Here is a 24,741-nt window from a genome sequence, read left to right on the forward strand (position 1 = left end):
AACGAAATAAACGGTTTACTACGTTTATTGCGCTCTTGCTATAAATACCAGGTGGCGCTCGGCGTCCAGCCCCGGTACCCGTATAGCCCTCAATTCCGTCACTTTCCACGCTTGCGGCAGCCGCTCGCGCTCGTCCGGCGGCGCCACCCCCTTCAAGGCGATGAATTGGCCGCCGTCGGCCAGCAGATGGCCCGACCAGTTGACGAAATCGGACAGGTCGGCGAAGGCGCGCGAGGTGATGACGTCGAAAGGCTGCTTGACCTGCAACTGCTCGACGCGCATCGTGTGGATGCTGACGTTGGTCAGGGCCAGTTCCGCCTTCACCTGGGTCAGGAAGGCGGTTTTCTTGTGCACCGTGTCGATCATCGACACTTTCATGTCCGGCCGGGAGATCGCCAGCACCATGCCCGGCAGTCCCCCCCCGGCGCCGACGTCGAGCACGTTGGCCGCGCCGGCGAAGGCCGACACCGCGGCCAGCGAATCGAGCACATGCAAGGTCAGCATCTGCATCGGATCGCGCACCGACGTCAGGTTGTAGACGGCGTTCCACTTCGCCAGCAAGGCCAGGTAGTCCAGCAACTTGGCGATCTGCGCCTCGTCCAGGTCGAGCTGGAGCTCGGCGACGCCCCGCTCCAGCACTTGCGCCAGCGCGGCGCGGTCAAACGGCTTCATTGCGCAACCTCGTCTTTCAATGTGGCGGCGCCGCCGAAACCGCGCTTTTTCAGATGCACCAGCAGCAGCGAAATCGCCGCCGGGGTCACGCCGGAAATGCGCGAAGCCTGGCCCAGCGTTTCGGGACGCTGCTTGTCGAGCTTCTGGCGCACCTCGATCGACAGCGCGCCGATGTCGAGGTAGTTGAAAGCCTCGGGCAATTTCAAGTTTTCATAGTGCTCGTGGCGCTCGATCTCCTTGCTCTGGCGCTCGATGTAACCGGCGTATTTGAGCTGGATTTCGACCTGTTCGCGCACTGCGGCGTCGTCGACGCCGGGGCCGGCCAAGGCTTGGCCGTCGACGCCGGTCATGCTCATCAGGGTGTCGTATTGCACGTTCGGCCGGCACAGCAGGTCGGCCAGCGAATATTCGCGCTCGATGGCCTGCCCCACTATACGCTGCGATTCGGCCGCCGCAAGGATGCGCGGGTTGACCCAGGTCGAACGCAGGCGTTCCAGTTCGACGGCGACCGACTCGCGTTTTTTCTCGAAGGTTTGCCACTGCAAGTCGCTGACGCAGCCCAATTTGCGGCCGATTTCGGTCAGGCGCATGTCGGCGTTGTCCTCGCGCAGGCTGAGGCGGTACTCGGCGCGGCTGGTGAACATGCGGTACGGTTCTTGCACGCCCTGGGTGATCAGGTCGTCGACCAGCACGCCCAGATACGCCTCGGAGCGGCCCGGTACCCAGGCGTCGCGGCCCTGCGTCAGCAGCGCGGCGTTGAGCCCGGCCAGCATGCCCTGCGCCGCCGCCTCTTCGTAGCCGGTGGTGCCGTTGATCTGGCCGGCGAAGAACAGGCCGGCGACGACCTTGGTTTCCAGCGACGCTTTCAGGCCGCGCGGGTCGAAATAGTCGTATTCGATGGCGTAGCCGGGGCGCAAAATGTGGGCGTTTTCCATGCCCTTCATCGACTGCACCAGGGCCACCTGGACGTCGAAGGGCAGGCTCGTCGAGATGCCGTTCGGATAGAATTCATTGGTCGTCAAGCCTTCCGGCTCGAGGAAGATCTGGTGCGATTCCTTGCCGGCGAAGCGATGGATCTTGTCCTCGATCGAGGGGCAGTAGCGCGGGCCGACGCCTTCGATGACGCCGGTGTACATCGGGCTACGGTCGAGGCCGGCGCGGATGATGTCGTGCGTCTGCGAATTGGTGTGCGTGACCCAGCACGGCACCTGCCTCGGATGCATGGCGGCGTTGCCCATGACGGAAAACACCGGCACCGGGTCGAGGTCGCCCGGCTGTTCCTGCATCACCGAAAAGTCGATGCTGCGCCCGTCGATACGCGGCGGCGTGCCGGTCTTCAAGCGGCCCTGCGGCAGCTTCAATTCCTTCAGGCGCGCCGACAAGGAAATGGCCGGCGGGTCGCCGGCGCGGCCGGCCGAGTAGTTGTTCAGGCCGACATGGATTTTGCCGTCGAGGAAAGTGCCGGCGGTCAGCACCACGGCGCGCGCCAGGAATTTGATACCGATCTGGGTGACGGCGCCGACCACGCGGTCGCCCTCTACCATCAGGTCGTCGACCGCCTGCTGGAACAGCCACAGGTTCGGCTGGTTTTCCAGGCGCGAGCGGATCGCCGCCTTGTACAAAATGCGGTCGGCCTGGGCGCGGGTGGCGCGCACGGCCGGACCCTTGGACGAATTCAGGATACGGAATTGAATTCCGGCCTCGTCGGTGGCGATGGCCATCGCGCCGCCCATGGCGTCGACCTCCTTGACCAGGTGGCCCTTGCCGATGCCGCCGATGGAGGGGTTGCACGACATCTGGCCCAGGGTCTCAATGTTATGCGTGAGCAGCAGCGTCTTCTGCCCCATACGGGCGGAAGCGAGGGCCGCTTCGGTGCCGGCGTGACCGCCGCCGACAACGATGACGTCGAATTCAGTAGGAAATAGCATGGTGGAATGGGTAAATGCGAGGGGATAAGCCCAGATTATAGAGTCTTTTTACGGACGAGGCCCCTAACTGCTTAAATTTTCATCGCCGCCCTCCACTGTTCCACGTGGAACAGGACGCCAAGCGCCCCCCCGCGGACCGCTTTGTTCCACGTGGAACAGCGGAAAACCCGGCGGGCACACCGCCACGGTTCGGTGTAAGCTAGGTTCCACAGGCAGTCCCAAGCCACTGATGACAGGAGTCGCGATGAATCGCTTTCCCGCTTTCGCTTTCAGTACCGTCGCCCACATCGTGTCGGAACTCGGCGCCGCCAGGCAGCTGGGCATGCATCTCGCCTCGCGCTTCCCCGCCGTGCGCCGCGCGCTGCTGGTAACCGACGCCGGCTTTCTAGCGACCGGTCTGGTCGCCGCGCCGCTGCACAGTTTGGAGGCGGCGAATGTCGCGGTGCAGGTTTTTTCAGAAGTCGTGGCCGATCCGCCCGAGTCCGTCGTCATGGCGGCCGTGCAGGCGGCGCGCGCCTTTGGCGCCGACGCCGTCGTCGGCCTCGGCGGCGGCAGTTCGATGGATGTCGCCAAGCTGGCCGCCGTGCTGGCCGGCGGCGCGCAGGATCTGCCGTCGATTTACGGTATCGGCAAGGTGACGGGGGCGCGCCTGCCGCTGCTGCTGCTGCCCACCACCGCCGGCACCGGTTCCGAGGTCACCAATATCGCCATCGTCACGACCGGCGCAGCCACCAAGATGGGCGTCGTCGCGCCGCAACTGTACGCCGACGTCGCGCTGCTCGACGCCGAGCTGACACTGGGTCTGCCGCCGCACGTTACCGCCGCCACCGGTATCGACGCGATGGTGCATGCGATCGAAGCCTATACCAGCCGCCACAAAAAGAACCCCTTGTCCGACGCGCTGGCGCGCCAGGCCTTGCAGTTGCTGCACGGTAGCCTGATCGCGGCGTGCAGGGATGGCCGCGATCTGGCGGCGCGCCAGGCGATGCTGCTCGGGGCGATGCTGGCCGGGCAGGCGTTCTCAAACGCGCCGGTGGCGGCAGTCCACGCGCTGGCCTACCCCGTCGGCGGCGTGTTCCACGTGCCGCATGGTTTGTCGAATGCGCTGGTGTTGCCGCATATGTTGCGCTTCAACGCGCCGGCGGCCGCCACGCTCTACGCGGAACTGGCCACGATTGTGGCGCCGCGCGCCACCGGCAGCGACGAGGCGCGGGCCGACGCGCTGGCATTGGCGATGCAGCGGATCGCCGTCGACAGCGGCATCGAAACGCGGTTGCGGCAGGTTGGCGTCGGCGCCGTCGACCTGGACCGGCTAGCCGACGAGGCGATGCTGCAGACCCGGCTGCTGGGAAACAATCCGCGCGAAGTCGGCCGGGACGACGCCCGCGCAATTTACGCCGCGGCTTGGTAAGGCGTCGGTAACGGCTGTTCCACGTGGAACAGCCGCGCAGCTGACATGTTCGCGGCGACGATGGAGTTTAGGCGCTTGTCGCCGAAGCGGCTATCAGCACCAGCACTGCGAAGGTTTCCAAGACGGCGGCGGCGATGGGTCGTAACACGCGATTTTTCGTTGTCATGCTTTACTCCTGAACGGTTCTGGCCGATGGCGGCGCAAGCTGGAAAGCCCACGAAAGCCACTATACGAAAAAATCCGGCAGAAAAACATTTGATTGTTGTTATTAAATCGATAGGTCACGGCTATAGCCCTTCGTCATGAAGGGAGCGGCTTGTCGTTCAACGCCAGCGGTACCAGCTTGCGCAACGCTGCCCGCGCGTCTTGCGCGGCCATGCGGCGCCGCTGGAATATATTGTTGAGGACCAGCGCGCTGGCGGTCAGCGCCGCGCCGACCATCTGCCCGCCCCGCGGCGGCGTGCCACCGGCGGCCGACACGATGAAAGCCGTCAACGGAACGACATCCATGAACAACACGCCGTTCATCGGCGTGATGATGCTGTTGCCGATATTCCAGGCCAGCACGGCCACAAATCCCGCCAGGAAAATCATGTAGCCCAGGTGGGGAGCGATGGAGACCACGACGCTGGCGGACACGGGATGAATCAGGCCGGCCGCCCGCAGCGCGATCACGACCGTGAACACGGTGCTCAAGCCGAGCAAGGTCGTCATCGTCGTGTAACGGTACGGGCTCCAATGCGCGAACAGCGATGCCCCGACGGTGTAGACGACCCAGCACAGGGCGCCCAGCAGGAGCAAGGCGTTCGACCGGTAGTTGGCGTACTCCCGTAGCAAGCGCTGGGGTTGGCCGTCGGTAATGACCAGCACCACGCCAAGAAACGATAGTCCGATAAAGGCAAACGAGACCAGCGGCGGTCGGGTGCGCCGCACGCTCCAGTTGACGAGCAGCGCCAGCATCGGCATCGTCGCCATGATCACGGCCGCGTTCAGCGTTCCTTCCCTGCCGGCCAATTGCTGTCCCAGGAATACCACGAAACCGAAGCCGGCGAATCCTGCGCTACCGAGCAGCCAGGCCAGCCAGTAGCGCTCGCCTTTCAGCGACAACGCGCCCGGCCCTTCCCGCATCAGCAGCAGGGCCAGGAAAGCCAGCCCGGCGACGCTGTAGCGGATCGCCGTGAACTGGAACGCGTCGATCCTTGTCAGCGCGTCGTCCATGACCGGGAACATGCCGCCCCAGGCAACGGTGGCAACGAAGCAGCACAGCGCGCCGCGGGCATAGTCTTTCTGCATAGAATCCTTTGCATGCGGCCGTCACCGGGGGGTCGGTCCGCGCTTGTTGTGGTGCTCCAGTATAGAAAGGCGACCGGCGTGCCGACAGGGACAGACGGCATATAATCAAGTCAACTGTACTGATCAAAAAAGGGCACAGATTGAAACTGGATATTTCCCCGCAACGCAATGTGCCCTTGGTGGCACAAGTGGTCGATCAACTGTCGGGGCTGATACTCGCCCGTTCCCTGGGCGCCGGCCGCAAGCTGCCGTCGATTCGCGAGTTCGCCGCCGTCAACGGCATCTCCAAATCAACGGCGGTGGAAGCGTATGACCGCTTGGTTGCGCAGGGTTTGCTAACCTCGCGTCCCAAGGCCGGCTTCTACGTGGCGACGCTGCGCGGTCCGGTCGAATTGCGCAGCGCCATAGACCTTTCGGCGCAGCGCGCCATCGATCCCATCTGGATGTTGCGCAATTCCCTGCAACTCGATCCGGCGATGCTGAAACCCGGATGCGGCTGGCTGCCGGCGCCCCTGCTCCACTCCGAGGGCATCGCCCGGGGCTTGCGCGCCGTCTCGCGCGCCGGCGCGCAAGCGCTGTCCGGCTACGGCGAACCACTCGGTTTCGAGCCCTTGCGGCGCCACCTGCAGCGCCTGCTCGCACTACGCGGCATCGATGCCGGCACCGGACAAATCATGCTCACCGACAGCGGCAGCCAAGCCATCGACCTGGCGCTGCGGCTGCTGCTGCGGCCGGGCGACACGGTGCTGGTCGACGATCCCTGCTATTTCAATTTCCAGGCCGTGCTGGCGGTGCACGGGGCCAAGGTCGTCAGCGTTCCCCTGCTCGCCAACGGCCCGAACATGGCGGCCTTCGCGGCGGCGGCGGCGCTGCACCGGCCGCGCCTGTATCTGACCAATGGCAGTTTGCACAATCCCACCGGCGTCACGGTCGCGCCGGCGGTCGCGCACCAGTTGCTGAGCCTGGCGGAGCAATTCGATTTCGCGATCGTCGAGGACGATACCTTCGCCGACTTCGAAGAGCGGCCGTCGACGCGGCTGGCCGCGTTGGACCAGTTACAGCGCGTGATCCACATCGGCAGCTTTTCAAAGACGCTGTCGGGCGCGGCCCGCTGCGGCTATCTGAGCTGCTGCCAAGAATGGCTGGAGCGCCTGGTCGAACTGAAGCTGGCCACCTCGTTCGGCAACAACGAGGCGTGCGCGCGCCTGATCCATCAGTTGCTGGTCGACGGCAGTTATCGCAAGCATATGGATGCGGTGCGCGCGCATCTGCGCGGCGCGTCGGTGCAGGCGCGCCGGCGCATCAAGGACTGCGGCTTGACGCTGTGGCACGAGGCCGAGGAAGGATTGTTTCTATGGGCGAAGGCAAGCGAGGGCACCGACTGCGCCGGGATTGCCCGCGATGCTTTGGAGCAAGGCATACTGCTGGCGCCCGGCGATGTGTTCAGCCCGGCGCGCACGGCCGGCAACTACCTGCGCTTCAACGTGGCGCAATCGTCCGATCCGCGCATCTTTGATTTTTTGCGCGCCGCGCTGCACAACTAAGCGCCTTTCCCGTAGCCTCCGTACGGCCTAATGCATTGTCGGCATCTTGACCAAGTGGAGCGATTGAAGGCGGGTTTGTGTTCCACGTGGAACACAAACCGGAGGCGGATGCCGGGGCCAGACCTGAAGGTCCGACCCCGGGGTTACCCCCCTAGGTTTTGATGATTTTAACGCAGCAGCCTCGAACAAGTCAGATCAGTTCGGCACGTCGACCACCGTGCCGCTCACCGAGATAACGTTGGCCGCCGCCGGCGCCGCGGCGATCGGCGGCACGTTGGCGGCGGTGATCGGCGTTGTCGCGTCGGCCCGCGTGACAGTGCGCACCACTTGCGAAGGCGGCAGGGCCTGCGCCGTTTTCAAGTTGGCGTACATGGCGTCGAGCGCGCGGTTCAGGTAGACGTGCAAGGGCACGATGACCGTCGGCAAGGCGTTGGTGAAAGAGTCGAAGTGGTTGGCGTTGCTCACCTCGATGTAGCGCAGCTTGCTGGCACTGCCCTCCGCCGCGGCGTTCAGACCCACGTAGGCGCGCGACGCGTGGTTCACCGGGATCAGGGTGTCGGCGCGGCCATGCACGATGATCGCCGGCTTGCCGCGCAAATTGCCGGTCGCCTGTACTTGCGCGATGCCGTCGCGCACGCGCTGGCTTCGCGCCGCCAAGGCCGGCGCCAGCGCGCCGCCGTTGATCGGGTCAACGCCGGTCGCCAGCGCCCGCAGGCACAGGAAGCCATCGAGCGACTGGTCTGCCAGACCCGTCGATTGCGACACTCCAAACGCGTAGGCCTTGGCGCCGCCCACCGAATCTTCGTACACGACGTTGCCGATGCCGCTGCTCTGCAGCGCGTAGCTGCCGGCCTTTTGCACCGGCGTGTAGGCGATCGGGTTGCCGGTGGAGTCGGTGGCCGCGAAGCTGAAACCGCATACCTTGTCGGTGACCGAGAATTTTCCGTAGGCATTGGCATAGCTGACCGCGACCAGGACGTTGGCGACGGCGTGCCCGGCCTGCAAGGGATCGGAGTCGCTCAGCCAGCCGTAGGCCTTCAACTTGGCTTTCGCGTTGCTTTGTTGCGTGGCCAGGTCGGCGCCGGTCAGCAAGCCTTTGCCGACCAGTGCGGTGCAGCGCCCGCTGCTGCCGGCGATGCAGGGCTGGAACAGCGCCGCGTAGCTCGCATAATCGAGCAGCGGCTTGGCCTGCGCGCTCACCGGCGCCCCGCCCTGCCGCACCGTGTAGGCGGGCGTGGCCTTCGCTTGTACTTGCGGCTCGGTCACGGCGACGCCGCCGATCAAGCCAAGGGTGTCCTGCTCGGCGGCGCGCAAGGCCGAACCGCCGCCGTTTGAAATGCTCGAGGCGATGGTGATGGTATTTTTCGGCGTCAGGCGCAGCAGGTGGCGCTTGCCGTCGCTGGCCAGCACGCCGTACTTCTCGTTGAGCACATAGTAGGCGAATTCAATTGCCTGCAAGGTCGACTTGCCCCAGTCCTGCTCCGGGTTCTGCTGCGAGTGCGCGTGCTTCATCGCCACGCGGTTCGGATACGCGAGGGCGAAGGCGAGCCGCTCGGCGTCGCTCAGCACCGGGGCGAACAGCGCGTTCTTCCCCGCCGCCGCGCGGGTGGCGCGCACGCCGCTTTGCAGATTGACGGCGTCGTCGTCGAAGGTGTACAGGCCGGTGCCGCTGCCTTTGTCGGAATAGGCGACCGCGCAACCCTTTTTCAAGCCCCATTCGCCGGAGCTGCCGATGGCGCCGTAAATGCCGCGCGAGCCGCTCGAGGTGCCGGTGACGATGCAAGCGTTGGCCGGGTCGAAGCTGGCCGGCACTTGCACCATCAGCGTCACGTTCAGCTTGCCGCTGCCGTCGTCAGCGTAGGCCAGGTATTCGCTGCCGGCAACCTTGCCTTCGCCGGCCGTGACGGCGCCGCTGGCGTCGACGTTGGGGCCGTACAGCGTGCCGTAGCCGCTGTTGGCGTTGATGTCGAGCACGGCCCGGTAATTGGCGTGGATGGCGTTGCGGCGCAACTCGACGGCGCTGGGATTGGCCGGATCGGCGTAGTCGGGCGTGACACCGCCCAGGCCGGTCTTGCCCAAGCCTGCGGTCAATAGGTCGTTCGACACGCCGTCATAACTGGCGCTGGTAATCGGCCCCAGATAGGCCGGCAGGACGTTCAGGCTTTCCGGGTCCTGGTTGCTGCCGCAGGCGACCAGCGCGGTCGTGGCGATGGCCAGGCTGCCGGTGTGAAATGCGCTCTTGATATTTTTCATGTCATCCTTCCAAAAAACGATGCTCCAATGAAAAACGCCGGACTTGGAGTCCGGCGTTGCTTTGCCAATCAGGCGGCTTTTTTGTGGCCGCCCGGGGCGAACCGGGCGATCATTTCGCCCACTATGCCGCGCCGGAACAAGAGCACGCAGGCAACGAAAATCAGGCCGGTGATCATGCTCACCGATTCGCCCAGTGTGTTGAACCATTCCACGCCGGTCCTGGTCGCCAGGAAGGTGCCGAGGTCGCCCAGCTTGTTTTCCAGCACGATGATGATGACCGCGCCGAGGATCGGACCGGCCAGCGTGCCCATGCCGCCGACCAGGGTCATCAGGATCACCAGGCCGGACATGGTCCAGTGCACGTCGGTCAAGGTTTCAAAGCCCAGCACCAGGGTCTTGGTGGCGCCGGCCAAGCCGGCCAGCGCCGCCGACAGCACGAAGGCCAGCAGCTTGTACTTGTCGACGTCGTAGCCCAGCGAGATCGCGCGCGGCTCGTTTTCCTTGATCGCCTTCAAGACCTGGCCGAACGGCGAATGCACGGTGCGCATGATCAGCGCGAAGCCGGCCACGGCGATCGCCAACACGACGAAGTACAGCGTGGTGTCGTTGCTCAGGTCAATCACGCCCAGCAGCTTTCCACGTGGCACACCCTGCAAGCCGTCCTCGCCGCCGGTGAAGCCCATGCGCAGCGCCAGGAAGTAGACCATCTGCGCCAGCGCCAGCGTGATCATCGAGAAATAGATGCCCTGGCGGCGGATCGCCAGGCCGCCCATGACCAGGCCGATCAGCGCCGCCGCGCCGACGCCCAGCAACAGGCTCAGCTCGACCGGCAGGCCGAACACTTTGAGCGCGTGGCCGGCGACGTAGCCGGCGCCGCCGAAGAAGGCGGCATGGCCGAACGAGAGCAGGCCGGTGAAACCGATCAACAGGTTGAAGGCGCAGGCGAACAGGGCGAAGCACAACAGCTTCATCAGGAAAACCGGGTAGCCGAAGTAAGGCGCCGCCAGGGCCAGGGCCAGCGCGATGGCGTAGCCGATGTTTTTATTCATCTTGATTGCTCCAATACTGAGTGTGGCTGGTAGATTACTTCTCTTTGCCGAACAGTCCGGCCGGGCGCAGCAGCAGCACGACGACCATCACGACGAACACCACCGTGGCCGAGCCCTCCGGATAGAACACCCGGGTCAGGCCTTCGATCACGCCCAGCCCCAGGCCGGTCAGGATCGACCCCATGATGGAACCCATGCCGCCGATGACGACCACGGCGAAGACGACGATGATCAGGTTCGAGCCCATCAGCGGCGACACCTGGATGATCGGCGCCGCCAGCACGCCGGCGAAACCGGCCAGCGCCACGCCGAAGCCGTAGGTCAAGGTGACCATCAGCGGCACGTTGATGCCGAAGGCCTCGACCAGTTTCGGGTTTTCGGTGCCGGCGCGCAGGTAGGAGCCGAGCTTGGTTTTTTCAATCACGTACCAGGTCGCCAGGCAGATCGCCAGCGAGGCCAGCACCACCCAGGCGCGGTAGTTGGGCAGGATCATGAAGCCCAGGTCGGTTGCGCCGGACAGCAGTTCCGGCACTTGGAACGGTTGCCCGGAGACGCCATAGAAGGAGCGGAACACGCCCTCGGCGATCAAGGTGATGCCGAAAGTCAGCAACAAACCGTACAAGTGGTCCAGCTTGTAGAGCCAGCGCAGCATGGTTTTTTCAATGACGATGCCCAGCGCGCCCACCATCAACGGCGCGGCCACCAGCATCACCCAGTAGTTGATGTTGAAATACGTTAAACCCATCCAGGCCAGGAAGGCGCCGATCATGTACATGGCGCCGTGGGAAAAGTTAATCACGTTGAGCAGGCCGAAAATGACGGCCAGGCCGAGCGACAACATCGCGTAGAACGAGCCGTTGACGAGGCCCAGCAGCAGCTGGCTCATCATCGCTTGTAAAGGAACGCCGAAAATTTCCATGGCATCGCAGTATAAAAGTCGCCGGACCGGCCGGCGGGGGATCAGAGGAAAAGGCGCGGCGCCGCTGGCGCCCGCGCGAGGTGGTGCGTCGGCCGGCCGCAGCGGCGGGCCGACTTTGCCGGCCTGGCGCGCAAAGGCGCCGGACCGGCGGTGCCGCTAACTTATTTCCAGAGCGCGCACTTGGTTTCCGCCTTGGTCACGTAGGCCTGGGCGCCCGGTACCGTCGCCACCACTTTGTAGTAGTCCCATGGATATTTCGATTCCGACGGCTTTTTCACTTCCATCAGATACATGTCGTGGACCATGCGCCCGTCCGGGCGAATTTCGCCGCCCTTGGTGAACATGTCGTTGATCTTGGTCGATTTCAGGTGCGCCATGACCTTGTCGGAATCGTCGGTGCCCAGCGCCTTGACCGCCTTCAGGTAGGTCGCCGCGGCCGAGTAGTCGGCCGCCTGCAGCATCGACGGCTCTTTCTTCATCTTGTCGAAGTAGCGCTTCGACCAGGCGCGGGTTTCCGGATTCAAATCCCAGTACCAGCCGTCGGTCAGGTACATGCCCTGCGTCATCGGCAGACCCAGCGAATGGATGTCGTTGATGAACATCAACAGGCCGGCCAGCTTCATGGTTTTCGTGACGCCGAATTCATTGGCCGCCTTAATACTGTTGATCGCGTCGCCGCCGGCGTTGGCCAGGCCGAGGATCTGCGCCTTCGACGCCTGCGCTTGCAACAGGAAGGACGAGAAGTCCGACGCCGACAGCGGGTGCTTGACGCTGCCCAACACCTTGCCGCCGGCCGTTTTCACGACCTCGGCGGTGTCCTTCTCCAGCGAGGCGCCGAAGGCATAGTCGGCGGTCAGGAAATACCAGTTCTTGCCGCCCTGCTTGACGATGGTGCCGCCGGTGCCGCGCGCCAGCGCCACGGTGTCGTAGGCGTAATGCACGGTGTACGGGGTGCATTCCTCGTTGGTCAGGCGCGAGGAACCGGCGCCGATCGAGACGAAGACCTTTTTCTTTTCCGCCGCCACTTTCGCCATCGCCAGGTTGGCGCCGGAGTTGGTGCCGCCGATCAGCAGGTCGACGCCCTGCTGGTCGAACCATTCGCGCGCCTTCGAGGCGGCGATGTCGGCCTTGTTCTGGTGATCGGCGGAAATGAACTCGACTTTTTTACCGGCCAGCACCACGCCGGCGTCGGCAATCGCCATTTTGATCGCTTCCGCGCCGCCCTGCCCGTCGACGTCCGAATAGACGCCGGACATGTCGGTGATGAAGCCAATTTTGATGGTGTCGCCCGATACCTGGGCTTGTGCGGCCACTGAAAAACCCATGGCGCAGAGGGCGGTGGCGGCGATGGCGATTGCGTTACGTTTCATATTGTCTCCGTTTATTTGATTTGTTAGGGTGTGGCTGTGTGGCCTTACTGTGCGGCCTTACTGTGTGGCCTTACTACAAGCGTTCAACGCGGGCGTTATACGCCCAGAAGCTCGGTCAGGACGGGCATCTTCGCTTCCAATTGCGACGCAGCAAAAGTTTCGACAATCTGACCATGCTCCATCACATAAAACCGGTCCGCCAGCGGCGCCGCGAAGCGGAAATTTTGCTCGACCATGACGATCGTGTAGCCCTTGGCCTTGAGCATGGTGATCATCCGCGCCAGGCCCTGCACGATGACCGGCGCCAAGCCCTCGGAAATTTCATCGAGCAACAGCAGGCGCGCGCCGGTGCGCAGAATCCGCGCCACCGCCAGCATTTGCTGTTCGCCGCCCGACAGGCGGGTGCCCTGGCTGTGCTTGCGTTCCTCCAGGTTCGGGAACATCGAATAGATTTCGGCGATCGACATGCCTTCGTGGCCGGTGTCGAGCGCCGGCGGCAGCATCAGGTTTTCCTCTGTCGACAGCGACGAGAAAATGCCGCGCTCTTCGGGACAGTAGCCGACCCCGAGGTGGGCGATTTTGTGGGTCGCCAAACCAATTGCCTCGACGCCGTTGACTTGGATCGACCCTTTGCGCGCGCCGGTCAGGCCCATGATCGCGCGCAAGGTGGTGGTGCGGCCGGCGCCGTTGCGGCCCAGCAAAGTAACGACTTCACCCTGCTGCACCGTCAAATTAACGTCGTGCAAAATGTGCGATTCGCCGTACCAGGTGTGCAGGTTGCTTATTTTCAATGCCGTCGTCATCAATGGGCTCCTTCCAGCTCGGCGCTGGTGGTGCCCATATAGGCTTCCATCACCTGCGGATTGCGCGATACCTCGGCGTAACTGCCCTCGGCCAGCATGGCGCCGCGCTGCAACACAGAAATCTTGTCGCAGATGCCAGAGACCACGCTCATATTGTGTTCCACCATTAAGATGGTGCGGCCCTTCGAGACCTTCTTGATCAGTTCCGTGACACGGTGTACGTCTTCGTGGCCCATGCCCTGGGTCGGCTCGTCGAGCAACATCATTTCCGGCTCCATTGCCAGCGTGGTGGCGATTTCCAGCGCGCGTTTGCGGCCGTAGGGCATGTCGACGGTGATGGTGTCGGCGAATTCGGTCAAGTCGACTTCGGCCAGCAGGGCCATCGCCCGCTCGTTCAGTTTCGACAGGGAACGTTCGCTCTGCCAGAAATGGAAGGAGGTGCCGAGCTGGCGCTGCAGTCCTATGCGCACGTTTTGCAGCACCGACAGGTGCGGAAACACGGCTGAAATCTGGAACGAGCGGATCACCCCCATGCGCGCGATCTGCGCCGGCTTGGCCGCCGTGATGTCGTTGCCGTTGAAGAGGATGGTGCCGGAGGTGGGGACCAAGAATTTGGTCAGCAAATTGAAGCAAGTGGTTTTGCCGGCCCCGTTGGGACCGATCAGCGCGTGGATATGACCACGCTCAACCTTCAAGTTCACGTCGTTAACGGCCGTGAAACCCTTGAATTCCTTAGTCAAATTCCTTGTTTCCAAGATGACGTTTGACATCGTGTCTCCTCATTGTTCTTTTTCGTTCTACATCATTTTTTTAGATAATACACAGTTTAAATTTTACAAACAATACAGTATAACTACCATAAAGTATTGATCGCCGACTATCAGACAAGCGTCAAGCTTTGTCGAAATTTCGACAGAGAAAGCCCCTATTTCCAGCTTGCGTCAATCATTTGCGCGGCCTTTTCGGCGATCATCACGCTCGGCGAGTTGGTGTTTCCGGAGGTGATAAACGGCATAATGGAGGCGTCGACCACCCGCAAACCCGCCACCCCGACCACCCGCAGCGCGCTGTCGACCACCGCCAACGCATCGCCGGCGCGGCCCATTTTGCAGGTGCCGACCGGATGGAAAATCGTGGTGCCGATGAGACCGGCCGCTTCGGCCAACTCCCCCTCGCTGCGGTACTGCGGACCGGGCTTAAACTCCTCGGGCGCGAAACGGCTCAGCGCCGGCGCCGCGACGATAGTGCGCGTCAACGCCAGCGCCGCCGCCGCGGTTTTGCGGTCGTCCGCCGTACTCAAATAATTCGGGCTTATTTTCGGCGCCGCGTAGGAATCGCCGCTGGCGATACGCACATGCCCGCGCGCGCTCGGGCGCAAATTGCACACGCTGGCGGTAAACGCGGGGAAACTGTGCAGCGGCTGGCCGAACTTTTCCAGCGACAGCGGCTGCACGTGATATTGCAGGTCCGGCGTGGCCATGCCGGGATTAGATTTGGCGAACGCGCCCAATTGCGACGGCGCCATCGACATCGGGCCGCTCTGGAACATCGCATATTCCAGGCCTATTTTCATCTTGCCGTACCAACTGGCGGCCATCGTATTCAGCGTTTTCGCGTCGCGCACTTTGAAGACCATGCGCAGCTGCAAATGGTCTTGCAGGTTTTCGCCGACGCCGGGCGCGTCGACCACGGGCGTGATACCGTGCTGCCGCAGCAGCGCGGCCGGGCCGATGCCGGACAACTGCAAAATTTGCGGCGAGCCGATCGCGCCGGCGGTCAACAAGACTTCGCGCCTGGCCGCGGCGGTCCAGGCGGTGCCGCCGCCGGTGAACGCCACGCCGCGGCAGACCGGGCCGCCCTCGCCCTGCTCAATAATCAGGCGCTCGACATGGCTGCCGGTCATAATCGTCAGGTTCGGACGGCTGGAGGCCGGCTTCAAAAAGGCTTTCGAGGTGTTCCAGCGGATGCCGCGCTTTTGATTGACGTCGAAATAGCCGCAGCCGCTGTTATCGCCGCCGTTGAAGTCGGCGCTGTTTGGAATGCCGACCTGGCTGGCGGCGTCGCGGAAGGCATCCAGTATTTCCCAGGACAGGCGTTGCTTTTCGACGCGCCATTCGCCGCCGGCGCCGTGGCTGGCCGACGCGCCGCCGTAATAATCCTCGCTTTGTCTAAACAGCGGCAGCACCTGGTCCCAGCGCCAGGACGCATCACCGGTCGCATCGGCCCAGCGATCGTAATCGCCGGATTGGCCGCGCATGTAAATCATGCCGTTGATCGAGGAGCTGCCGCCAAGTACCTTGCCGCGCGGGTAAATCAGGCTGCGACCGCCCAAACCGGCGTCCGGTTCGGTTTTATACAGCCAGTCGGTGCGCGGATTGCCGATGCAGTGCAGATAACCGACCGGAATATGGATCCAGACATAATCGTCCTTGCCGCCGGCTTCGATCAGCAAGACCGTCGCGTTCTTATCGCGTGTCAGGCGGTTCGCCAGAACGCAACCAGCGGTGCCGCCGCCAACAATAATATAGTCGTACTGTCCTGCTGATTCCAATGACTGCTCCTTCAACGTACACGATAGAGCGGTCAAACGCGGTTTTTACTGTGCCGCCTTCATTTCCGCCACCAGAGTCTGAACCAACTGTGCCGCGGGCATGCCGCGAGCAAGATTAACACCAGTGCCAGCCCAGAGCGACATTAATTCAGTGTCGCCAGCCTTGGCGGCGGCCGCGCGGATACTGCCGGTGAGGGCGTTTTGCACCGGATATGCAGGCACCAGAGTTTCGACCGATTCCATCATCTGCATAAAACGGTTCTCCAGTCCTCGCGCGTAGCGTCCTGAAAACGCGCGCGTCAACCTGGTCGGATGATTGCCGGCGCTAAGCAAGCGTTTCTTGTATTCGGGATGGATGCCGGATTCGTCGCTGACCAAGAAGGCCGTGCCCATTTGCACGGCGGAGGCGCCCAGCGCCAGCAATCGGGCAATATCGGCGCCGTTCATGATGCCGCCCGCTGAAATAATGGGAATCTCAAGCACCCCGACCAGCTCTGCCAGCAACTCGGCAGTGCCCAGGGTGGCGTCTGTCTGGGGAACCAGAAAGGTTCCACGATGTCCGCCGGACTGGACACCGGAAGCGACCACGGCGTCGGCGCCCGCCGCTTGCCAGGCCAGACCTTCGGTCGCAGTCGTGACGGTGCCGATCACAAAAACGCCGGCGGCGTGCAGGCGTTGCACATGCGCGACACTCAGAATATCAAAAGTAAAGCTGGCAACGGCAGGCGCGGCCACGATCAAGGCGTCGAATTGTGCTTCGAAATCCTCACACCACTTGGCCGGCGCGGGCAATTCCTGCCAACCCAGCGTCGACCAAACGGGTTTCAGCAATTGAACGCCCTGCTCCACCTCGTCGGGAGTTGGTTGGGGGGTCTTCTGGACGAACAAATTCACCGCGAATGGACGCGTGGTAAGCGCCCGTATTTGCTCGACCTGGGCCAACATGGTTTCGGGCGTCAGCAAAGACGCCGCCAACGAACCGAGAGCGCCGGCGTTCGAGGCGGCAACAACCAGAGCGGGGACGGAGGCGCCGCCCGCCATCGGTCCCTGGATGATCGGATAGTCAAAAAGCTCGTGGAATTTCATCTTCAATCTCCCAAATCACGAACTGCAAGGTTACCAGATTGGTAAGGAAAAAGCGTTAAAGCAGCTATTTTTGAGGCGCCCGCCTTGTGGACAAGTCTATGGATATCCACAGGCACGGTTTGTGGGTAAGGAAAAAAAAATTTCTTCCTTTTTTTTTTGTTCAGAAAGAGTTCATCGGACATACAAGGTATACACAGCAGTTGTAAACGCTTCAAGCACTTGATTTTAATCCAAAATACACACTTATCCACAGAAAAGTGACTACGTTAACAACTACTACTATTCTTATATTCAAACCTTTTTAAAGTAAACAAGCAACGGCTCGAAAAAAGAAAACCACCCCAACCCCTTCACAAGCACAACCTCCAATCTTGCTGCAAACACAGGACATGGACTGCTAGATCGCAAAAACCAAGGCGACCTCCTCGACACGCTGCTCGCAAGCTCCAACGACGAACGCTGCCATGGCTCAGCTCTGTCGGCCGTTTTTCCAACGGGGTATGCCAGCCGGCATCTCAAATTTTCCTTTCAGCGGCGTTCTAGAGGGCTTGTTCGCCGTTTTGGGAGCAATCTCTCAGCGAATTTTCAATCGCCGGGGGCGTTGAGGGGCTGGAAAAACCCCCTTGCGGCTCCTACAGCTTGCCTTGAAGAAAAAAAAATTTCGTTTACTGCCTTTGGGAGCCTAAAAACGTGTCAAAAAGACCCTTTTCGACAGGGGCTGTGGATAAGTCAATGGATATCCACAGGACTGCTTGTGGGTAAGCCCGAACTTATCCAAGGGCCGTTATTTTATACAGAATTGCTCCTGAAGAGATACAGCGATTATGCAGGCTTTATTTTTGAGCTAAACCGATGATTTTTAAGGAAAATAGTGACTTATCCACAGAAATATCCGCGTTTACTACTACTACTATTTTTATATAAACCCTTTGTAAACAACTAAAAGGCGAAGCCTGCGAATGGCTCAAAAAAAAAAAAAAGCAAAAACGTGCTTGAAAAATATATTGAAAAACCGTCTTCAGGAACCCCGGCGTCCAAACGCTGAAAACACCGGTCCGATGCCTGTGGTCCGCCTGCTGTCCGTACGCTGGCCGACCGGGGTGCTAAAGAAGGTCGGGAACATTGGAAAATTGCTGGTTTTGCATTGAAAACCCGCTTTCTTCAAGCTGTCTGTGGATAAGTGCCTGCATATCCACAGGATGAGTTGTGGGAAAACTCACCCTTTGTCCACAGGCGCATTTTTATCCCAAATTAGTCCTGTCTGGATACAATGCTTATGCAAGCCGTTTTGTGGACTGTAAGTTGATGATTTCTATGGCGTAAACCTACTTATCCACAAAAATATGGTCGTTTACTATCACTACTATTTTTATATATACAAAGCTTATATAAAACAGCTACACAGCGCAGTTCAGTGGATATTTCCTTCAAAGCAGCCAGAAAACCGCAAAAACAGAGATCAGAACCATGAATTCGAACAAAAAATTACGTTTAGGAGTCATCAGCGCCCTTGCAGAAGAGCAAGAAGGGCTGGTAGAAGCCATGAAAGGCCCCCACAAGCTCACGCACGCCATGCGTGACTACACGCAGGGTAACTTGTGGGGAATCGACGCTGTGTGCGTTCTGTCGCGTATTGGCAAGGCTGCGGCGGCCATGACTGCCGCTATCCTTGTGGAAAAGTTCGAAGTTACCCACATTGTTTTCACGGGAGTCGCCGGAAGCGGGGATATTTTCGTCAAAGTTGGGGATATAGTTGTCGCAGAATCACTAGTTCAGCACGATATGGACGCCCGTCCCCTGTTTCCGCGCTTTGAGGTGCCGTTGACTGGCCTCTCGCGTTTTCCGTCGGATCTGGCGTTGAGCGACCACTTGGCGTCCTCAGCGCAGGATTTCCTGTCGGACGAGCTGAAAAGCGTCTTCAATGAGGTTGAGGCGAAGGAATTCGGTCTCGACGAACCGCGCTTGCACCGTGGCTTGATCGGCAGCGGCGACCAGTTTATCCACAGCCGCACGCAGTTGGGCCAGCTCAAGGAGGCTTTGCCCGACTTGTTGGCGGTGGAAATGGAAGGCGCCGCAGTGGCGCAGGTGTGTTTTGAGCTTGGCATTCCGTACGCGGTGATACGGACGGTGTCGGACAACGCCAACGAAGACGCCGCAGTCGACTTTATGCGGTTCGTGGGGACAGTCGCGTCGCGTTATGCGTTTCACGTCGTAAAACGGCTGTGCGAGCGGCTGGTGGGACGGACGTAAAAAAACCAGAGGCTTTACGCCTCTGGTTTTTTTTACCGTGAAAAAAGCTTATGCGCCCAACGTCATCAGGCTGGCGTTACCGCCGGCTGCCGTCGTATTCACGCACAGCGCCCGTTCAGCGACCAGGCGCCACAATGGGATGGCCCCCTCCTGGGTGGTCTCGATCGTGCCCACCAGGGCCCCTGAGCGGCCCGCCAACATGGGTTTGACCTCGTTTGCCAGGGCAGGCTCGACCATTACGATCTGGAAATGATCGCCGCAGGTTGCTATCGAGCCTACCCACTGGATGCGATCCTTGACCGCCGCCGGCAAGTCGACCGGCACCAGCGAAGGCGACGACGACAATATCAGCGCCTTGTTGCCGGTTGCCAGCGCCGCTGCCAACTGGTTCAGCAGCACGCCGAGCGTTTCCGCCATGCACACCACTTGTCCGCGCTCGACGAAGCTGAGCGTGTTGCGCTCGCCGGTTGGGCCTGGCAAGACCGTGGTGCTGCCATGCAAGGTGGTGCGAGCGTATTCGTTGGCCAAGTCCGCGACTTGTTGATGGCCGTGGCTTGTGGCCCATACCGTCAAGGCGTCCAGCGCCGGCGTTGCCTGGCGCTGGTGCTGGGCGGGGGCCGGCGTGCCGCGTTGCAGACGTTTCAAGTAGAGCGGCCCGCCGGCTTTTGGCCCGGTGCCCGATTTGCCTTCGCCGCCGAACGGCTGCACGCCAACGACGGCGCCGACGATGTTGCGGTTGACGTAGATGTTGCCAACATGCGCGCGGCTGGAGATGAAGTCGATGGTCTCGTCGATGCGCGAATGGATGCCCAGCGTCAGTCCGAAACCGCTGTTGTTGATTTCTTCAATCAATTGCGGCATTGCCGCGCGCTTGTAGCGGATCACGTGCAGAACCGGGCCGAACACTTCATGCGTCAGTTCCGACAGCGACTTGATTTCCAGCACGGTTGGCGCGACGAAGGTGCCGTTCACCGCCGGCAGATCGAGCGAAAAGTGGTCGATGGCGGTGGCCTTAATTTTGTTGATATGGGCCAGAAGGTTGCGCTGCGCTTCGGTGTCGATGACCGGGCCGATATCGGTGGCCAGGCGGTCCGGGTTGCCAACGCGCAGTTCGCGCATCGCGCCTTTGAGCATTTTGACGGTCTTGTCGGCAATTTCCTCCTGCAGGAACAGCACGCGCAGGGCCGAGCAGCGTTGGCCGGCGCTGTCGAAGGCGGACGAGATGGCGTCTTGCACCACTTGCTCCGGCAGGGCCGACGAATCGACGATCAGCGCGTTTTGGCCGCCGGTTTCGGCGATCAGCGGAATGTCGCAGTTTTCGGCGACCGATCGCTTCGCTAGAGTGCGGTTGATCAACTGCGCCACTTCGGTCGAGCCGGTGAAGATCACGCCTTTGACGCGGGCGTCGGCGCACAGGCCGGCGCCGACCACTTCGCCGCGGCCGGGCAGGAATTGCAGCGCGCCGCGCGGCACGCCGGCCTGGTGCAGCAGTTCGACGGCGCGGTGGGCGATCAGCGGGGTCTGCTCGGCCGGTTTGGCCAGCACCACGTTCCCGGCGGCCAGGGCGGCGCCAATCTGGCCGGTGAAAATCGCCAGCGGGAAATTCCACGGGCTGATGCAGGTGACCGGACCCAGCGCCAGCGTGTTCGGCACGTCGTGCACTTGCGCCGCGTAGTAGCGCAGGAAGTCGACTGCTTCGCGCACTTCGGCGATGGCGTTCGGCAGCGATTTGCCGGCTTCGCGGATCGCCAGCGCCATCAATTCCAGGCGGTGCGTTTCAAACAGGTCGGCGGCGCGGTTCAGCGCGGCGGCGCGCAGCGCCGGCTCGGTGGTTTGCCAATCCATGGCGAAGGCGCTGGCGCTGGCCAGCGCGGCGTCGACGTCGGCGGCGTTGGCTTCGACCACGCTGCCGACAACGTCGTCGTGGCGGGCCGGGTTGCGCAGGCTTTGCGCCGCCACGTCGGTGCCGATGCTCAATGGCGCGTCGATCAGCGGAGCGGCGTTCCAGTTGCGCGGCGCGGCCAGCGCGGCGGAGACCTCGCGCAGCACGTCTTCATTGGCCAGGTCGAGGCCGGCCGAGTTCTTGCGCTCGCCGCCGAACATGTCGGTCGGCAGCACGATGCCGGGATGCGGCACGCCGCCCTGCGCGCGCGCGGCGGCGAACGGGTCGGTGATAAGCGACTCGATGGCGATCTTTTCGTCGACGATCTGGTTGACGAACGAGGAGTTGGCGCCGTTTTCCAGCAGGCGCCGCACCAGGTAGGCCAGCAGCGTTTCATGCGAGCCGACCGGGGCGTAGATGCGGCAAGGCTTGTCCAGATTGGCGGCGCCGACGACTTGGTCGTACAGCGTTTCGCCCATGCCGTGCAGGCACTGGAACTCGTAGTCGGTGACGCCGTCCTGTTGCGCCCAGGTGTAGATGACGGCCAGCGTTTGCGCGTTGTGAGTGGCAAACTGCGGATACAGTAGGCCGTTGGCGCCCAGCAGTTTCTTGGCGCAAACCAAATACGACACGTCGGTGTACACTTTGCGGGTGTAGACTGGATAGTCGATCATGCCGTCGACCTGGGCGCGCTTGATTTCGGCGTCCCAATACGCGCCCTTGACCAGGCGCACCATGAACTTGCGGCCGCTGCGCTTGGCCAGGTCGATCAGGAAATCGATGGCGAACGGGCAGCGCTTTTGATACGCTTGTACGACGAAGCCGATGCCCTCGAAACCGGCCAGCTCGGGGTCGAAGGCCATCGCCTCCATCAGGTCGAGCGACAATTCGAGGCGGTCGGCTTCTTCGGCGTCGATGTTCAGGCCGATGTTGTATTTTTTGGCCAGCAAGACCAGCGTTTTGACGCGCGGCAGCAGTTCTTCCAGTACGCGTGCGCGCTGGGCTCGGCTGTAGCGCGCGTGCAAGGCCGACAGTTTGACGGAAATGCCGGGGCCTTGTTTGATGCCGCGGCCGTTCGAGGCGCGGCCGATGGCGTGGATCGCGCTTTCATACGAGGCGTAGTAATTGGCCGCGTCCGCTTCGGTGAGGGCGGCCTCGCCCAGCATGTCGTAGGAATAGCGGTAGCCGCGCGATTCGTTGTCGCGGCTGTTTTTGATGGCTTCTTCGATGGTCTGGCCGGTGACGAACTGGTTGCCGAGCATGCGCATAGCCATGTCGACGCCTTTGCGGATCAGCGGTTCGCCGCCCTTGGTGATGAGTTTCGACAGGGCCGAGCTGAGGCGGTTTTCGCTGCTGGTGCTAACCAGCTTGCCGGTGATCAGCAAGCCCCAGGTGGCGGCGTTGACGAACAGCGAAGGCGATTCGCCCAGATGTTTGCGCCAGTCGCCCTTGCTGATCTTGTCGGCGATTAGGCGGTCGGCGGTGGCGCTGTCGGGAATGCGCAACAGGGCTTCGGCCAGGCACATCAGCGCCACGCCCTCTTCGGAGGACAGCGAGAATTCGTGCATCAGCGCGTCCACGCCGGACGAGCGGGTGCGTTTTTCGCGCACGGCGGCAACCAGCTTGTGGGCCAGCATCTGGGCTTCCTGGTTGGCGCCGGCGCCTTCCTGTTGCAGTTGGCCGAGCAGCCACTGGACCGCGTCGACCTCGTCGCGCCGGTAGGCGGCGGTGACGGCGGCGCGCAAAGGGGTCGGGTCACGCAGGATTTCGGCCTGGAGCGCGGCGAACGGGGGGGCGGACGATGCCGGGATGGTGGAAGGATGCATGGAAGGCTCTTTTAGAAAATAATCACTATGAAACACGCAGCAAAACACGCTGGTCGACGGCGGACTGGAGGCGAATTTGGCTGACCGGAAGATGATGCGATTGTAAGGCGAATTCTCATGGATTAATTCTGGTAATACACAGTACTAGCCATAGATTGTTTTTAATGCGACAATTAAACCAAATAATATTTATTTGGGGACTGTGGCTTATGTTGGACAAGATTAGTAAGAAAATACTGATGGAATTGCAGAGCGACGGCCGTATCAGCAACGTCGAATTGGCGGCTCGGGTGAACCTGTCGCCGGCCGCTTGCCTGGAGCGCGTACGCAAGTTGCACGAGTCGGGCTACATCATGGGTTACACCGCCCAGCTCAACCCGCAGTTGCTGGACGTGTCCCTGCTGGTGTTCATCGAAGTGGTGCTGGACCGCACCACGCCGGAAGTGTTCGACGCCTTCAAGCATAGCGTACAAATCATCCCGGAAGTGCTGGAATGCCACATGGTTGCCGGCGGTTTCGACTATTTAGTCAAGGCGCGCGTGAAGGACATGGCCGCCTACCGCGAATTCCTGGGCAAAACGCTGCTGCAGAAGGGGGTGCGCGAAACCCACACCTACGCGGTGATGGAAGAAGTCAAGAACACCACCAAGCTGCCTATTAAGTAAGGCGGCGCGCCGCCGGGATTTTCCCACCCACAACAAGAAATTTTCACAGCCACTGACGGGCGACGACGCGGTCGACACTTAACTCGGCGGCACGTGGATCGCCCGGAGTCGTCGGGTTCAGTCGATGTCGTTTTTGGCGGCGATGCCGCCGCCGGACGCCGTGGCGCTGCGCAAGGTCACGGTGTTCATGCCTTCGAGGTGGCTGCGCAGCCATTTGTGCGCCGGGCTGCGGGCGTCGCGCTCATGCCAGAGCATGTCGAGGTGGACCGCCGGCAGCGGGAACGGCAGTTCCTTGTAGATCAGCGCCTCGGTCATGCCGGTCGAGGCGATCAGGTGGCGCGGCAGCACCGTCAGCAGGTCGGAGTTCGCCACCACCCTGCCGGCGGTAAAGAATTGGTTGACGGTCAGCAGGATGCGCCGCTCGCGGTGGATTTGCGCCAGCGCCTCGTCGACCAGGCCGTGCGCGCGCCCCGAAAAGCTCACCAGCAGGTGGTTGGCCGTGCAGTAGTTGTCCAAAGTCAGTTCGACTTTGGCCAGCGGGTGCTGGCGCCGCATCACGCAGACGTAGTGGCCGGAGTACAGCCGCTCGTGGCGGATCGGCGAGCCGGTTTCGCTCGACAGCTGCGCCGCCACGCCCGGGAAGAAGCCGACCGCCAGGTCGATGTCGCCGCGCAGCAGCATCGGCCGCGGCTCGCGCGTGGTCAACGGCACCATGCGCACGTTGACGCCCGGCGCCTCGCTCTCGATCGAGCGCATCAGCGACGGTAGCCAGAACGCCGCAGTGGCGTCGGCCATCGCCATGCGGAACGTGGCATGGGTTTTCGAGACGTCGAAGGTTTCCGGCGTCACCGCCGCCTCCAGGCTGGCCAGCGCCGAGCGCACCGCCGGCCACAGCGCTTCGGCCCGCGGCGTCGGCTTGACGCCGTAGGCGGTGCGGATCAGCAATTCGTCGCCCAGGCTTTCGCGCAGGCGTTTGATGGCGTTCGATACGGCCGGTTGCGTCATCGCCAGGTGGCCAGCGGCGCGCGTCAGGTTTTGTTCTGTCATGACGGCGTCGAAGACGCGCAGCAAGTTCAAATCCAGCGTCAGAAAGCTCATGGTGGCCTAATTGTTTTCTTAAAAATATGAGTTAATTGGTAATGAGATATTCATGGCGCGCTGCCAGCGATGGAAATATGGCGCTCTACATTCATGATACATATAATTGGTATCAGAAAATGAAATTGGCTGTATATGTTG

18 protein-coding genes are annotated in these 24,741 nt (G+C 61.9%); 4 read left to right on the plus strand and 14 right to left on the minus strand.

Translation table 11 applies throughout. The annotated features are described in order from the left end of the window. Nucleotides 1-24: 24 nt before the first annotated feature. Complete coding sequence (gene rsmG / locus JANGC3_RS0119495; protein WP_017878172.1) at nt 25-672, minus strand: 16S rRNA (guanine(527)-N(7))-methyltransferase RsmG; 648 nt, start codon at nt 670-672, stop codon at nt 25-27. Continuing rightward, complete coding sequence (gene mnmG, locus JANGC3_RS0119500) at nt 669-2,600, minus strand: tRNA uridine-5-carboxymethylaminomethyl(34) synthesis enzyme MnmG (protein WP_017878173.1); 1,932 nt, start codon at nt 2,598-2,600, stop codon at nt 669-671. The genes rsmG and mnmG overlap by 4 nt, the downstream gene beginning before the upstream one ends. 244 nt (nt 2,601-2,844) lie before the next feature. On the opposite strand from mnmG, the gene JANGC3_RS0119505 reads away from it, so the two are divergent. Then, nucleotides 2,845-4,011, plus strand: coding sequence for an iron-containing alcohol dehydrogenase (locus tag JANGC3_RS0119505; RefSeq protein WP_017878174.1), 1,167 nt, complete (start codon nt 2,845-2,847; stop codon nt 4,009-4,011). Nucleotides 4,012-4,311: 300 nt separating this feature from the next. Here the strand turns inward: JANGC3_RS0119505 and JANGC3_RS0119510 are convergent, their stop codons facing one another. Continuing rightward, a complete protein-coding gene (locus JANGC3_RS0119510) occupies nt 4,312-5,304 on the minus strand; it encodes a DMT family transporter (protein WP_017878175.1) in 993 nt (330 codons plus the stop codon). 188 nt (nt 5,305-5,492) lie between these two features. Here JANGC3_RS0119510 and JANGC3_RS0119515 point away from each other — a divergent pair, with 188 nt between their 5' ends. After that, nucleotides 5,493-6,848 (plus strand): aminotransferase-like domain-containing protein, encoded by a 1,356-nt coding sequence (locus JANGC3_RS0119515; RefSeq protein WP_232429737.1) that lies wholly within the window; start codon nt 5,493-5,495, stop codon nt 6,846-6,848. 195 nt (nt 6,849-7,043) lie between these two features. Here JANGC3_RS0119515 and JANGC3_RS0119520 read toward each other — a convergent pair whose 3' ends face one another. The 9 genes from JANGC3_RS0119520 to JANGC3_RS33330 form a co-directional block, all read right to left on the minus strand. Beyond that, nucleotides 7,044-9,101 carry a D-(-)-3-hydroxybutyrate oligomer hydrolase gene (locus tag JANGC3_RS0119520; protein ID WP_017878177.1) on the minus strand — a complete coding sequence of 686 codons (2,058 nt, stop codon included), beginning with the start codon at nt 9,099-9,101 and terminating at the stop codon, nt 7,044-7,046. Nucleotides 9,102-9,169: 68 nt separating this feature from the next. Continuing rightward, entirely contained in the window at nt 9,170-10,150 is a 981-nt protein-coding gene (locus tag JANGC3_RS0119525; protein ID WP_017878178.1) for a branched-chain amino acid ABC transporter permease, read from the minus strand. Nucleotides 10,151-10,184: 34 nt separating this feature from the next. Then, on the minus strand, nt 10,185-11,069 hold the full coding sequence (locus JANGC3_RS0119530; RefSeq protein WP_017878179.1) for a branched-chain amino acid ABC transporter permease: 885 nt from the start codon (nt 11,067-11,069) through the stop codon (nt 10,185-10,187). A 161-nt stretch (nt 11,070-11,230) separates the two neighbouring features. Next, nucleotides 11,231-12,439, minus strand: a complete 1,209-nt coding sequence (locus JANGC3_RS0119535) for an ABC transporter substrate-binding protein (RefSeq protein WP_017878180.1) — start codon at nt 12,437-12,439, stop codon at nt 11,231-11,233. Nucleotides 12,440-12,534: 95 nt separating this feature from the next. Next, complete coding sequence (locus JANGC3_RS0119540) at nt 12,535-13,242, minus strand: ABC transporter ATP-binding protein (RefSeq protein WP_026133209.1); 708 nt, start codon at nt 13,240-13,242, stop codon at nt 12,535-12,537. Then, complete coding sequence (locus tag JANGC3_RS0119545; protein WP_026133210.1) at nt 13,242-14,012, minus strand: ABC transporter ATP-binding protein; 771 nt, start codon at nt 14,010-14,012, stop codon at nt 13,242-13,244. Before JANGC3_RS0119545 ends, JANGC3_RS0119540 begins: the two co-directional genes overlap by 1 nt. A 155-nt stretch (nt 14,013-14,167) precedes the next feature. Continuing rightward, nucleotides 14,168-15,793: a GMC family oxidoreductase gene (locus JANGC3_RS0119550; protein WP_026133211.1), complete on the minus strand. Its 1,626-nt coding sequence runs from the start codon at nt 15,791-15,793 to the stop codon at nt 14,168-14,170. A gap of 45 nt (nt 15,794-15,838) precedes the next feature. Continuing rightward, on the minus strand, nt 15,839-16,879 hold the full coding sequence (locus tag JANGC3_RS0119555) for an NAD(P)H-dependent flavin oxidoreductase (protein WP_017878184.1): 1,041 nt from the start codon (nt 16,877-16,879) through the stop codon (nt 15,839-15,841). Nucleotides 16,880-16,881: 2 nt separating this feature from the next. After that, nucleotides 16,882-17,061, minus strand: coding sequence for a hypothetical protein (locus tag JANGC3_RS33330; protein ID WP_198292045.1), 180 nt, complete (start codon nt 17,059-17,061; stop codon nt 16,882-16,884). A gap of 1,285 nt (nt 17,062-18,346) precedes the next feature. Between JANGC3_RS33330 and JANGC3_RS0119560 the strand changes: the two genes are divergently transcribed. Then, nucleotides 18,347-19,129, plus strand: coding sequence for a 5'-methylthioadenosine/adenosylhomocysteine nucleosidase (locus tag JANGC3_RS0119560; RefSeq protein WP_026133212.1), 783 nt, complete (start codon nt 18,347-18,349; stop codon nt 19,127-19,129). 48 nt (nt 19,130-19,177) lie between these two features. On the opposite strand, the gene putA is transcribed toward JANGC3_RS0119560, so the two are convergent. Then, entirely contained in the window at nt 19,178-22,837 is a 3,660-nt protein-coding gene (gene putA, locus JANGC3_RS0119565) for a trifunctional transcriptional regulator/proline dehydrogenase/L-glutamate gamma-semialdehyde dehydrogenase (RefSeq protein WP_017878186.1), read from the minus strand. Between the two features lie 209 nt (nt 22,838-23,046). Between putA and JANGC3_RS0119570 the strand changes: the two genes are divergently transcribed. Continuing rightward, nucleotides 23,047-23,502 carry an Lrp/AsnC ligand binding domain-containing protein gene (locus JANGC3_RS0119570; RefSeq protein WP_010393827.1) on the plus strand — a complete coding sequence of 152 codons (456 nt, stop codon included), beginning with the start codon at nt 23,047-23,049 and terminating at the stop codon, nt 23,500-23,502. Nucleotides 23,503-23,619: 117 nt separating this feature from the next. Here JANGC3_RS0119570 and JANGC3_RS0119575 read toward each other — a convergent pair whose 3' ends face one another. After that, entirely contained in the window at nt 23,620-24,600 is a 981-nt protein-coding gene (locus JANGC3_RS0119575) for a LysR family transcriptional regulator (RefSeq protein ID WP_017878187.1), read from the minus strand. Nucleotides 24,601-24,741 lie beyond the last annotated feature (141 nt).

The organism is Janthinobacterium sp. CG3 (assembly GCF_000344615.1).
Lineage (GTDB): Bacteria > Pseudomonadota > Gammaproteobacteria > Burkholderiales > Burkholderiaceae_D > Janthinobacterium.

Bases quoted from the DNA above. Each gene is read 5' to 3' on its own strand.
- JANGC3_RS0119535 (WP_017878180.1), bottom strand. From the start codon at position 12,439: ATGAAACGTAACGCAATCGCCATCGCCGCCACCGCCCTCTGCGCCATG.
- JANGC3_RS0119560 (WP_026133212.1), top strand. From the start codon at position 18,347: ATGAATTCGAACAAAAAATTACGTTTAGGAGTCATCAGCGCCCTTGCA.
- putA (WP_017878186.1), bottom strand. From the start codon at position 22,837: ATGCATCCTTCCACCATCCCGGCATCGTCCGCCCCCCCGTTCGCCGCG.
- rsmG (WP_017878172.1), bottom strand. From the start codon at position 672: ATGAAGCCGTTTGACCGCGCCGCGCTGGCGCAAGTGCTGGAGCGGGGC.
- JANGC3_RS0119520 (WP_017878177.1), bottom strand. From the start codon at position 9,101: ATGAAAAATATCAAGAGCGCATTTCACACCGGCAGCCTGGCCATCGCC.
- JANGC3_RS33330 (WP_198292045.1), bottom strand. From the start codon at position 17,061: ATGTCCGATGAACTCTTTCTGAACAAAAAAAAAAGGAAGAAATTTTTT.
- JANGC3_RS0119510 (WP_017878175.1), bottom strand. From the start codon at position 5,304: ATGCAGAAAGACTATGCCCGCGGCGCGCTGTGCTGCTTCGTTGCCACC.
- JANGC3_RS0119545 (WP_026133210.1), bottom strand. From the start codon at position 14,012: ATGTCAAACGTCATCTTGGAAACAAGGAATTTGACTAAGGAATTCAAG.
- mnmG (WP_017878173.1), bottom strand. From the start codon at position 2,600: ATGCTATTTCCTACTGAATTCGACGTCATCGTTGTCGGCGGCGGTCAC.
- JANGC3_RS0119570 (WP_010393827.1), top strand. From the start codon at position 23,047: ATGTTGGACAAGATTAGTAAGAAAATACTGATGGAATTGCAGAGCGAC.
- JANGC3_RS0119505 (WP_017878174.1), top strand. From the start codon at position 2,845: ATGAATCGCTTTCCCGCTTTCGCTTTCAGTACCGTCGCCCACATCGTG.
- JANGC3_RS0119575 (WP_017878187.1), bottom strand. From the start codon at position 24,600: ATGAGCTTTCTGACGCTGGATTTGAACTTGCTGCGCGTCTTCGACGCC.
- JANGC3_RS0119530 (WP_017878179.1), bottom strand. From the start codon at position 11,069: ATGGAAATTTTCGGCGTTCCTTTACAAGCGATGATGAGCCAGCTGCTG.
- JANGC3_RS0119525 (WP_017878178.1), bottom strand. From the start codon at position 10,150: ATGAATAAAAACATCGGCTACGCCATCGCGCTGGCCCTGGCCCTGGCG.
- JANGC3_RS0119540 (WP_026133209.1), bottom strand. From the start codon at position 13,242: ATGACGACGGCATTGAAAATAAGCAACCTGCACACCTGGTACGGCGAA.
- JANGC3_RS0119555 (WP_017878184.1), bottom strand. From the start codon at position 16,879: ATGAAATTCCACGAGCTTTTTGACTATCCGATCATCCAGGGACCGATG.